Origin of the sequence: Geodermatophilus sp. CPCC 205761 (genome assembly GCF_051383655.1) — a bacterium.
Lineage (GTDB): Bacteria > Actinomycetota > Actinomycetes > Mycobacteriales > Geodermatophilaceae > Geodermatophilus.
The window spans coordinates 1-10,649 of sequence record NZ_JALPKQ010000085.1 but is presented as its reverse complement, the minus strand read 5'-3'; the positions used below and the strand labels follow the sequence as shown (position 1 = coordinate 10,649).

Below are 10,649 nucleotides of genomic sequence, written 5' to 3'. Positions count from 1 at the left end.
TGACCAGCTTCTCCTGGTTCTCGGGGAACAGGGAATCGTCGAGGAAGTGCATGTCAATTCTCCATGTCGAAGGCTGAATCGGAGCGGAAGAGTTGCCATTTCGCGGCGTGCCGAAGTGCAGGGGAATGCTCTGGAGGACCGGCACGAGCCTTGGGCGCGGGATTCGCGCCCCACCCCGTATGCAATAATTGTGAGGGCCGTGAGGTGGGAAGGCTGCACCGTTCCAGTCAGATTCCTTGACCTTTTCGGACACCCGCGGACGTGGCGCACGATTCGACACTGGAGCTCGAGCTCCCCTGTCGTGTCGACAGGACCTCGCTGCCCGGAGCGGAACTGCAGGAGAACGCGAGGTCGCTCCCCCATCGTCGACGCACTGGCGCACGGGCGTCGTCGGCGTCTGGCCCGCGCTCCACGTCGGCGAACCGGGACGGCAACTGGAGGGGACACGTCATGGGCGACCCGGCACCGTCCTACGGCGCTTCGAGGTCCTCGCGGAGCGTGCCGGCCTCCGCGGCGTCACGCTCCACACCCTGCGGCACTCCGCGGCGAGCTTCCTGCTGGCCGCCTGCACCCACACCAAGGTCGTCCAGGAGCACCTCGGACACTCCTCGTACGCCGTCACCGCCGACATCTACAGCCACGTAGGTCCCGCCCAGCAGCGCGAGGCGACCGACCGGCTCGACGAGGCGCTCCGCTGGTGACCGTTGCAGCCGAGGGCTCCATGGCGCTGCTCGCCGCCGCTCCGACTCCGCAGAGGAGGTGGCGCAGCCGGCCCTGATCGCGTCATGAGTCCAACCCGCAGAACCTCCGCACGGCCGCGAGCTACACCACCCAGCGGTACGTCACCCGAGGTACCGGCCGGTGACGCTGTCCGGGTGTGCAGCGAGGGCGCCGGGCGGGCCGGTGACGACGACGGTGCCGCCGTGGGGCCCAGCGCCGGGCCCCAGCTCCACGACGTGGTCCGCCGCGCCGATCACCACAAGGTCGTGGCTGGCCGCCACCACCGTGGCCCCCCGGTCGACCAGGCGGTGTAGGTGCGTCACCAGCATCTCGACGTCGGCCGGGTGCAGGCCGGTGGTCGGCTCGTCGAGCAGGTAGACCGTCTCCGGGCCGCCGCCGCGGCGGGGCCGGGCGAGCTCGGTGGCGGTCTTCAGCCGCTGCGCCTCGCCGCCGGACAGCTCGGTCGCCGGCTGCCCGAGCCGCAGGTAGTGCAGGCCGACGTCTCGGAGCGCCGTGAGAGGGCCGCCGACCGCGGGCACGGCGATGAAGAACCCGGCGGCCTCCTCGACCGTGAGGTCGAGGACCTCCGCGATCGTCGCTCCCCGGTAGGTCACCTCGAGCGTCTGCGGGTTGTATCGGGCTCCGTCGCAGGTGGCGCAGCGCGCGTAGAGCGACGGCAGGAAGAGCAACTCGACGCTGACCCACCCCTCCCCCTCACAGTCGGGGCAGCGGCCGGCCGGCCGGTTGAAGGAGAACCGGCCGGCGTCGTACCCCCGGCGGCGCGCCTCGGCGGTCGCGGCGAACAGCGCACGCACGGCGTCGAACAGGCCGGTGTAGGTAGCCAGGTTGGACCGCGGGGTGCGCCCGATCGGGGTCTGGTCCAGCCGGACAACGCGCCACCCGCCGCCCTCGAGCGCGGCCGCCGCCTCGTCGAGCAGGCTGCTCTTCCCCGAGCCCGACACCCCGGTGACGACCGTCAGCACCCGGCGCGGCAGGTCGACGTCGATGCCGCGCAGGTTGTGGCGGGACAGCCCCCGCAGCGTGATGTGCTCGTCGGGGGCGCGCGCCGGCCGCGGCGCCACCGGGGCTCCCCCGAACAGGTACCGGCGGGTGACCGAGGCGGCGACACCGGCCAGCTCCGCCACCGGCCCGCTGTGCAGCACCCGACCCCCGGCGACCCCGGCGCCGGGCCCGACGTCGACCAGCCACTCGGCCTGCCGCACCACGGCCATGTCGTGCTCGACGACGAACACCGAGTTGCCCGCCGTCCGGAGTCGCCGCAGCACCTCGACGACGGCGGCGGTGTCGGCCGGGTGCAGTCCCGCGGAGGGCTCGTCGAACACGTAGACGACGCCGAACAGGCCGGCCCTGACCGTCGCCGCCAGCCGCAGCCGCTGCAGCTCCCCGGCCGACAGCGTGGGCACCGGCCGGGCCATCGTCAGGTGCCCCAGACCGAGCCCGGTCAGCGTCCCGATGCGCTCCACCAGGTCCTCGACCAGACCCTTGCCGACCGGGGAGGCGAGGTCGGCTCCGGTCAGCAGCGCGGCCAGCTCGTCGAGCGGCAGCGCGGTCACCTCGTCGATGGCGTGCCCGCCCACGGTGACCGCCAGGGCCTCCTGCCGCAGCCGCCGGCCGGCGCACGCGGGACAGTCCGCCGTCTCGACGAACTGCAACGCCCGTCGCCGGAGCGCCTGGCTCTTCGTCGTCGCGATCGTGTGCAGCACGTACCGGCGGGCGCTCGTGTAGGTGCCCTCGTAGGGGCCCTGCACGGTCGTCGCGTCGCGGACCGGGGTCACGGTGACCACCGGCTGCTCGTCGGTGAACAGGATCCAGTCCCGTTCCTCCTGCGGCAGCTCCCGCCAGGGGCGGTCCACGTCGTGCCCCAGGGCGCCGAGGATGTCGCGGAGGTTCTTGCCGTGCCAGGCACCCGGCCAGGCCGCGATCGCCTTCTGCCGGACGCTCAGAGACGGATCGGGGACCAGCCTCTCCTCAGTGGTCCGGTACGTGCGGCCCAGCCCCGAGCAGGCCGGGCAGGCGCCCGCGTGCGTGTTCGGCGAGAACGCCTCGGAGTCCAGCGGGGGCGCGCCCTGCGCCGCCGTGCCGGCGCGCGAGAACAGCAACCGAAGCGTGTTCGACAGCGCCGAGAGGCTGCCCACCGTGGAACGGTCGGTGACCCCACCGCCGCGCTGTTGGCGCAGCGCGACCGCCGGGGGCAGGCCGCCGACGTCGTCCACGTCGGGGGCCGCCACCTGGGTGATCAGCCGGCGCGCGTGCGGGGCGAGCACCTCCAGGTACCGGCGCTGCGCCTCGGCGAACACCGTGCCGAAAGCCAAGGACGACTTTCCCGACCCGGAGACGCCGGTGAACGCGACCAGCGCGTCGCGCGGGACGTCGACGTCGACGTCGCGCAGGTTGTGCACGCGGGCACCGCGCACCCGGACGAACCCGCCGCTGGGATCGGTCTCCGGGGCCGGCGGCTCAGCCACCGATGCAGGACATCGCGATCCGGGCCGGCGCCGGTCCGGCCTCCTCGGCGAGCGCGCCCCGGGCGCGGGTACAGCTGCCGCAGAACGGGGCGGTCACCTCGACCAGCCGGGCCACGAGCTCGACGACGTCGCGCCGCAGCTCCGGCTCCCCACCGGTGAGCCGGATCTTGCGCACCGCGAGCGCCTCGAGGACCCTGCCCACCCGCACCAGCTCGTCGACGTCGAGCAGCTCCCGGCGCGGCAGGAAGCGCCGCGCCGGGCCGAGCGCCTTCCGGGGCGTGCAGTGCGTGCAGCGGACGTTGCACCGGTCGGTCACCGAGATCCGCAGGTCCTGCTGTTGCCGCACGCGCCGGTCGACGACGGCGCGGGCAGCGGCCGGCGCGGCGACGTCGCCGGCCGGATGCCCCGGCGGGGCCACCGCGGTCACGGGACGACGAGCGCCGGGGGGTCCCCGGCCTTCCGGACCTCCACCAGGTTGTCCGAGTACACCCCCGCGTTGCCCAGCATGTTGTGCCGGTCGGCGGTGATCGAGTTGACCGTGCTGCCAGAGCTCCTGCTCTGCCAGTGCCCGACGTTGGCCATGACCACCCCCGGCATCAGCGCGTCCTCGATGACGGCGGGGCCGGTGAAGCCGCCGCGGTCGTTGAACACCCGCACCGTCTCCCCGCCGACGATGCCGCGGTCGGCGGCGTCGGCCGGGTGGATGAACACGCGCTGCTCGCCCTGCACGGCCTGCTTGTCCGAGGCGTTGGCGTACTGACTGTTGAGGAAGGCGTGCGGCTTGGGCGAGACGATGTTGAGCGGGTACCGCTTGGCCAGCTCCGGGTCGGACTCCGGCGACTCGAAGGGCGGCACGTAGTCCGGCAGCGGGTCGACGTAGCCGCCGGGCTGCATGGCCTCGTACATCGACCGCCACACGGGGACGACGAAGTTGCCGCCCTCGGCGAGGCTCGACCGGAACTCGCACTTGCCCGACGGGGTCGGGAAGTTGCCCTCGGCGTGTGGCGCCCGCTCGCCCGGCAGGCCGACGTCGAGGCGGGCCCAGCCGGTCTGCTTGAGCGTCTCGAGCGTGATGCCCTGCAGCGCCGGGGCGTCCCAGTCGTGGAAGTCGACGAGCATCTCCTCGTCGGTGCGCTTCCAGTAGTCGTCGTCGAACCCCATCGTCGCGGCCAGGCGCCGGAACAGCTCGACGTTGGGCACGCAGTCGCCGGGTGGGGCGATGGCCGGCTGGTTGAGCGAGATGTAGAGGTGGCCCCAGGTGACCATGATGTCGAGCTGCTCGGCCTGCATGGTCGCGGGCAGCACGAGGTCGGCGAAGCGCGCCGTGTCGGTGATGAAGTGGTCGCTGACCACCGTGAAGAGGTCCTCGCGCATCAGCCCCTGCATCGTCTTCGTCTGCGCCGGGCCCTGCGAGACCGGGTTGGAGTTGTAGACGAACAACGACTTGATCGGCGGGTCCAGGGCCATCTCGCCGGTCAGCGCCATGCCCAGGTCCAGCTCGTTGACCACCCGGGTGCCCTCGGGGATCCACTGCGGCATGCAGATCCGGTCGAACAGCGTGGGGAACTCCCAGATCGGCATCTCCATCGTGCCGCCGCCGACGTGTCGCCAGGCTCCGACCAGCGCCGGCAGGCAGGTGATGGCCCGGATGGCCTGGCCGCCACCACGGCTGCGCTCGATCGCCACACCCTGGCGGATCGCCGCCGGCTGGCTGGTCGCGTACTCGCGGGCCAGCGTGCGGATGTCCTCGGCGGGGATGCCGGTGATCTCCGCGACCCGCTCCGGCGGGTAGGCCGCCGCGCGCTCGGCCAGTTCGTCGTAGCCGACCGTGTACCGCTCGACGTAGTCGGTGTCGGTCAGCCCCTGCGCGATGATCTCGTGGATCAGCCCCATGGCCAGCGCGCCGTCCGTCCCGGGCCGGATGGGGATGTGCCAGTCGGCCTGATTCGCCGTGCGGGTGCGGACCGGGTCGATGACGACGATCTTGGCGCCGTTCTCCTTCCGCGCCTGCAGGATGAACGGCCAGCCGTGGATGTTCGTGCTGGTCATGTTCATGCCCCAGACGACGATGTACTTCGCGTGCACCATCGACTCCACGTCGAGGCCGCCGGTGCCCCCCACCGTCATGTGCCAGGCGGTCGAGGAGCCCGACTCGCAGTAGGTCTTCTCCGCGACGGTCGACCCGAGCCGGTTGAAGAACGCGTCGCCGGAGGTCAGGCCGTTGAGCACGCCCTGATGCCCGAGGTAGGCGTGCGGCATGATCGCCTGGCTGCCGTACTCGTCGATGATCGCCGTCCAGCGCTGCTTGATCTCGGCGAGCGCCTCGTCCCAGGTGATCGGCTCGAACTCTCCGGCGCCCTTCGGGCCCACCCGGCGCATGGGGTGCATCAGCCGGTCGGCCTGGTAGTGGTGCTCGGGGAAGTTCTTGAGCTTGACGCAGAGGCGCCCCTTGGTCATCGGGTGGTCGGGATCGCCCTGGACGTCGACGAGCCGACCGTCGTCGACGGTGTAGAGCATGGCGCAGGTGTCCGGGCAGTCGTGTGGGCACGCGCCGCGGACGATCGTCAGTTCCTTGCCGCGCAGGCCGGCATCGGGTGCGAGCGTCATCGGGAGGACCTCCACGGAAGAGACGGAATGGGCGACCACCGGCCCGTGCGGAAGCGGGGTCCGAGGTCGTCATCTCAGCCGATCCGGCGTTACAGAGGTGTGTCGGAGGAATGAAGATGTGCGCGCGCCGGGACGGCGTCCATGGCCACCGTTTCCGCGGCACCGGAAAGTGTGGAGATGAATCGAAAATCGCCGCGTCGGCGCCGTTTCGCGGGCATGTCGCTCCAGCTCAGGGCGCTGGACGGCCGCCGGCCTCGGAATTCCGGCGGTTTCCGCCGCGACCGGACAATGGCACCCTGACGGCTGTTGCACCGGCGCCTCGGCCATTCCACCCGGCGTCGCTCCCCGGTGCGCACCGCTCGGTCCCCGACCCGGAGGAGCACGGGATGCCCACGATGCCGCAGGCCCTGGAGTACGCGCGTTCGGCCGTCTCTGCCGAGGACTACGAGCCTTGCGAGGTCGGCGGCGAGCCCGCCCTCCCTGCACGGTCACCGAGCCGTACGAGAAGCTCGGCACCACCAGCGGCTGACGCCGTTCGCAGGGGCGGCGAGTGACCGCCACCCAGCCACGGGCCGTCGACGACCACCCCTCCTGCGGCTGCGCCGCACCGCGGGCCACCACGCCGCCCGCTGTCCCGACCGATCCGGTGGCCGCGGCGTTCAGCGCCTGGATGCACACCTGCCGGTCCGCGGGCTGGCATCCCGCCGTCAGCGGCGAGACGGTGACGGTCGACGCCGCCCGCGACCGCGTCACCTCCGCGGAGCTGCGCGCCCGGCACCCGGTGCCCGCTTACCGGGCCGCGGCCATGGACGGCATCGCGGTGACCAGCGGCCCCGACCCGCGCGAGGGGCCGGTCGAGCTGGGCCCGGCGGAGTTCGACCGCGTCGACACCGGCGACCCGGTGCCGGACGGCCGCGACGCGGTCGTCATGCGCGAACAGGTCGCCTTCCTGCCCGACGGGAGCGCGGTGGTCACCGGCCCGTGGCCCTCCCCCGGCCGCCACCTGCGGCGGATCGGCGAGGACGTCGAGTCCGGGGCCGTCGTGCTCCCCGCCGGGCACCGCATCCGGCCCGTGGACGCGGCGGCGCTCGCGGCGGTCGGGCACACCACCGTGAGCGTGCGCCGCCGTCCGGTCGTGGCGATCGTGCCGACCGGCGACGAGATCCGGCCGATCGGCTCTTCGCTGCGCCCCGGCGAGATCCTGGACACCAACTCGCTGATGCTCGCCGGCCTGTCCGAGGACGCCGGCTGCACGGCGCTGGCCCTGCCGGTCGTCCCGGACGACCCCGACCGGATCACCGCGGCCCTGGCCCACGCCGCGGAACGCGCCGACCTGGTCCTGGTGATCGCCGGCTCCAGCGCCGGACGCGACGACCACACCGGTTCGGTTCTCGACCGGCTGGGCCGGGTCGCGGTGCGCGGCGTCGCGATGCGGCCCGGGCACCCGGTCCTCCTCGGGGTGTTGGAGTGCGAGCGGATCGTGCCCGCCGTCGGCGTGCCGGGCTACCCGGGATCGGCCGAGCGGGCCTTCGCCTGCTTCGTGCGGCCGTTGCTGGACCGGCTCCTGGGTCGCGAATGCGATCCGGTCACGGAGCGCGCGATCCCCGCCCGGCTGGCCGTCGCGCTCCGGTCACCGGAGCACGTCGAGGACCACGTCCGCGTCCGGCTCGCCCGGATCCCCCACCCGCGGACCGCCGAGGAGCGACTGGTCGCCGCCCCCCTGCCCCGCGGCGCCGGCGCGCTGACCACGCTCGTGCAGGTGGAGGCGGTGCTGCGAATCCCCGCCGGTACGGGAGAGCTCCCCGCCGGGACCGCCGTCCTGGTGGCGCCCGTCGCCGGCGCCCCGTGCGCGCCGGACACCGTGGTCGTGCGGGGACGGCGATCGGCCGCAACGGAGGCCCTGGTGGACGTGCGCGCCGCGGAACTGCCGGCCGGGGCGGTGGCCTGGGTGGCGTGTCCCGAGGCCGACGCGATCGACTCCCTGGCCGACGGGCTCTGCCATGCCGCCGCGCTGGCCCTGCCGCTCCGGCAGGGGCGGCCGGACGAGCGCGCCATCGCCGCCCACGCGCGGCGGCTGGGCCCGATCACCGTCCTCGAAGTCGCGCGCACCGCCGACCTCGTCGAGGTGCTGGTCGTTCCTGGGGCGTCCGCCTCGTGCCGGCCGGTCGAGGGGCTGCGCGCCGCCCTGGGCTCCATGGCCTTCCGGCGCCGCCTGCGCGACCGCACGGTCGCCCTCGAAGGCCCGCCGCGTGCTACCCGTTGACGTCAACCGGGTCCTTGTGCCGCCTGGGACACGCTTGTGGACCTCTGCCGCGGGGGCCGGGTCCGCTCGGTGGACGTCACCAGTCGGCGACTTTCTCCGGTACTTCTCCAGCGAGTCTCCTGGTTGCCCTGCTGGATCGCTCAGTGCAGAACCGTCAGCATCGACGCCGAGCCGGAGCTCGGGCTGAACGCCTCGACGGGTAGCGGGTGCCGAACGCCCCGCGGACCAGCGCAGGATCGCTGCGCAGCTGCAGCACCGGCGTCATCCGACGAGCCGACGCCGTGGGCATGGCGGCCAGCCTGTACGTGACCGGCACCCACGTCGCGTCGGTCGAGCACGACCCGCTCCGGGACGGCCGGGACCTGCGCCGCGCGGTGGCGTTGGCCCACGCAAGGCCGACGACGCTGACCGTCGACGGCGGCTTCAGCGCGGTGTGAGTTCGGCGTGGTGGGTCGCACGAGAACCAAGCGTGACCTAATGGTGGTCATCAGTGGGGGTCACACCGCCCTGGCAAGCGGCCAGGGGCCGTTCCGGATCTCTCCGGATACGGCCCCTGAACTGCGGTTTCCCGCTGTCGGGCTGACAGGATTTGAACCTGCGACCCCTTGACCCCCTGTCATTCGATGGGTCGACGACATCGCCGGACTGCCTCGGCTGTCAGGCATGTCGACCGCTTGGTCTGCCGCGTCACCTGACACGTTGCGACAACGGTGGCGGACGCCCCAGCGCCAGACTCAGGTGGCCTGAGGGGACAGTGTCGGGCGGGTAACGGCATGCATGTGGCCGCCGTGCGTGACGGGTGATCACTCCGGGCGGCGAGTTCATGGCCATGGCCCCCGGATCGCCAGCTACATGCGATCGTCGGAGGATGACCGACACGCGCGCTCGAACTGCTGTGCACAGCGCACTTGCCACGAGTTTGTGCGACTCTCAGGCTGGTGCCATGCATCTCAGTCGGCTGATGAAGACTCGCGAGTTCACCTACTCTGTCCGGGGAAACGCTGCGACATTCGATGACGTGTTACCGGATTTCGACCGCAACGAGCGACTTGGGATCGTCAGCCGCACCGCGGGATCGTCTCTCCGAGCAGCTGGATTGCTACTGGCCGCCGTCGGCCGCTTCTACGAGATCAGACTCGCGGAGTCCGAGGACTTCTACGCCTACCCCAACTTCTTCGTCTTCCACGTAGGAGATCTGCACGGCTACCACGGCATGATCGACGTCTGGCCGGAGCACAAGGAAGTCATCGTGGGCAAGGGCCCTGAGTCCATCGTCAGTGCCGTCAACGACCGCGGCATCACGCGCCTGCTCATCGAAGAGGCGCCCAGGGCGCGAGGCCTGATGGCACGAGAGACGGTAGAGGGACTGCGCGAGAGTCTGAAGACGGCTTATACCTTCGATCCGTTCGGGGCCGGTCTAGATGGCGCCGACGTGGTCGTCACGCCATCCTCGACCGCGGTCGGAAGTATTGCCGAGAGTGCTCGAGCTTCGAGTTCCATCCTCGGCAGCGAATTGGCCGAGCATCTGGCGAGCAGGGCCGCAGAACCTCAGTTCTTCCGCCCCCTCGGCGTCGAAGAAGTCTTCTCGGTGCTGTCCGGCTACGGGGAATCCGATCCGGACCTGACTTTCTCCTCGGACTATCAAAGAGCGCACGCACTCACAGAGTCGGACATGGATCGGCATCGCTACGCCGTGGGAACCAGCGTGCGGCCGGGTGACGCTGCGGAGTGACGCCCCGTGGAGTTTCCCATCGGACGAGTGCAGGACGTCGGAGGAGACGTGGGCGGCGATCAGGGTTCGTCGACGGGCACGCGGGCGGCCACTCTGCCGGTGACGAGGTCGACGTCGACGAGTCCGTCTCTCTGAGCCGCGGCGACGAGTCGCAAGGAGAACCCGTTTCGTCTCAGCGCGTGGATCGTCGTGTCCGGGCGTCCACGGAGGAAGGCCCTCATCTCCCCGTGTGACCTGCGGTAGCCGGCGCGAGGAGTGGCCTCCCCACGGCCATCGCCCCCCTCCCGGGATCTGACCGCGCAGAAGCCGTGCCGACGACACGGGACGATCTCGCCCACGTCGGGAACGAACGTGGGGGCCTCGTAGGTGAGGACCTTGTCGCACCACAGCGTTGCGGTGTAGCTCCGGCGCGCCCTCTCGCTGAGGAAGGTGGTCGGCATTCCGTCACGTCTCCTCTGGGTCGAGAATCCGGCAGGCGATGCCCGACCCAGGCTCCTCCCCGGGTGCGGGTCTGGGGATCGGGGGAGAACACGGGCCGCCCCCTCGATGGAAGACCCGGCCTGTCCTCAGGGGCGAGCCGATCGACCGCGCCCGGGACATAGCGCTCGTCCCGCCCACCGGGGCGCGGAGACGCGGCGCAGCTGGATGTCCTCGACCACGATGGTCAGGGAGTTCCCGGTCACGATCACCGGCTGGAGCGAGGTGAGACCGAACGGGCCGTGGCCTGGCCGTTGCTCCTCAGCCCTTGCGGGCGGCGATCTGCTCGGTGGCCTGCGGCACGACGGTGTTCAGGTCGCCGACGACGCCGAAGTCGGCCAGCTCGAAGATCGGCGCCTCGGGG

General features: G+C 71.9%; 8 protein-coding genes. 4 read left to right on the top strand and 4 right to left on the bottom strand.

From position 1 onward, the window contains the following. Positions 1 to 236: 236 nt before the first annotated feature. Positions 237 to 701: a tyrosine-type recombinase/integrase gene (locus tag MY526_RS26395; RefSeq protein ID WP_436705430.1), complete on the top strand. Its 465-nt coding sequence runs from the start codon at positions 237 to 239 to the stop codon at positions 699 to 701. A 141-nt stretch (positions 702 to 842) separates the two neighbouring features. On the opposite strand, the gene MY526_RS26390 is transcribed toward MY526_RS26395, so the two are convergent. The 3 genes from MY526_RS26390 to MY526_RS26380 are packed head-to-tail and all read right to left on the bottom strand — an operon-like array spanning position 843 to position 5,813. Continuing rightward, a complete protein-coding gene (locus MY526_RS26390; protein ID WP_436705429.1) occupies positions 843 to 3,206 on the bottom strand; it encodes a hypothetical protein in 2,364 nt (787 codons plus the stop codon). After that, positions 3,199 to 3,633 carry a radical SAM protein gene (locus tag MY526_RS26385; protein ID WP_436705428.1) on the bottom strand — a complete coding sequence of 145 codons (435 nt, stop codon included), beginning with the start codon at positions 3,631 to 3,633 and terminating at the stop codon, positions 3,199 to 3,201. The genes MY526_RS26390 and MY526_RS26385 overlap by 8 nt, the downstream gene beginning before the upstream one ends. Then, entirely contained in the window at positions 3,630 to 5,813 is a 2,184-nt protein-coding gene (locus MY526_RS26380) for a molybdopterin-containing oxidoreductase family protein (protein ID WP_436695864.1), read from the bottom strand. Before MY526_RS26380 ends, MY526_RS26385 begins: the two co-directional genes overlap by 4 nt. 550 nt (positions 5,814 to 6,363) lie before the next feature. On the opposite strand from MY526_RS26380, the gene MY526_RS26375 reads away from it, so the two are divergent. From MY526_RS26375 to MY526_RS26365, 3 genes are all read left to right on the top strand, one after another. After that, positions 6,364 to 8,076, top strand: a complete 1,713-nt coding sequence (locus MY526_RS26375) for a molybdopterin molybdotransferase MoeA (RefSeq protein ID WP_436705427.1) — start codon at positions 6,364 to 6,366, stop codon at positions 8,074 to 8,076. A 287-nt stretch (positions 8,077 to 8,363) separates the two neighbouring features. Beyond that, complete coding sequence (locus tag MY526_RS26370) at positions 8,364 to 8,513, top strand: hypothetical protein (protein WP_436695862.1); 150 nt, start codon at positions 8,364 to 8,366, stop codon at positions 8,511 to 8,513. 431 nt (positions 8,514 to 8,944) lie between these two features. Further along, the gene (locus MY526_RS26365; RefSeq protein WP_436705426.1) at positions 8,945 to 9,808 is read left to right on the top strand and encodes a hypothetical protein; all 864 of its coding nucleotides are present in this window, start codon (positions 8,945 to 8,947) and stop codon (positions 9,806 to 9,808) included. Between the two features lie 59 nt (positions 9,809 to 9,867). Here MY526_RS26365 and MY526_RS26360 read toward each other — a convergent pair whose 3' ends face one another. After that, the gene (locus MY526_RS26360; protein ID WP_436695860.1) at positions 9,868 to 10,248 is read right to left on the bottom strand and encodes a hypothetical protein; all 381 of its coding nucleotides are present in this window, start codon (positions 10,246 to 10,248) and stop codon (positions 9,868 to 9,870) included. Positions 10,249 to 10,649 lie beyond the last annotated feature (401 nt).

Coding starts and splice junctions, on each gene's coding strand:
- MY526_RS26380 (WP_436695864.1), bottom strand. CDS start 5,813: ATGACGCTCGCACCCGATGCCGGCCTGCGCGGCAAGGAACTGACGATC.
- MY526_RS26370 (WP_436695862.1), top strand. CDS start 8,364: ATGGCGGCCAGCCTGTACGTGACCGGCACCCACGTCGCGTCGGTCGAG.
- MY526_RS26365 (WP_436705426.1), top strand. CDS start 8,945: ATGACCGACACGCGCGCTCGAACTGCTGTGCACAGCGCACTTGCCACG.
- MY526_RS26360 (WP_436695860.1), bottom strand. CDS start 10,248: ATGCCGACCACCTTCCTCAGCGAGAGGGCGCGCCGGAGCTACACCGCA.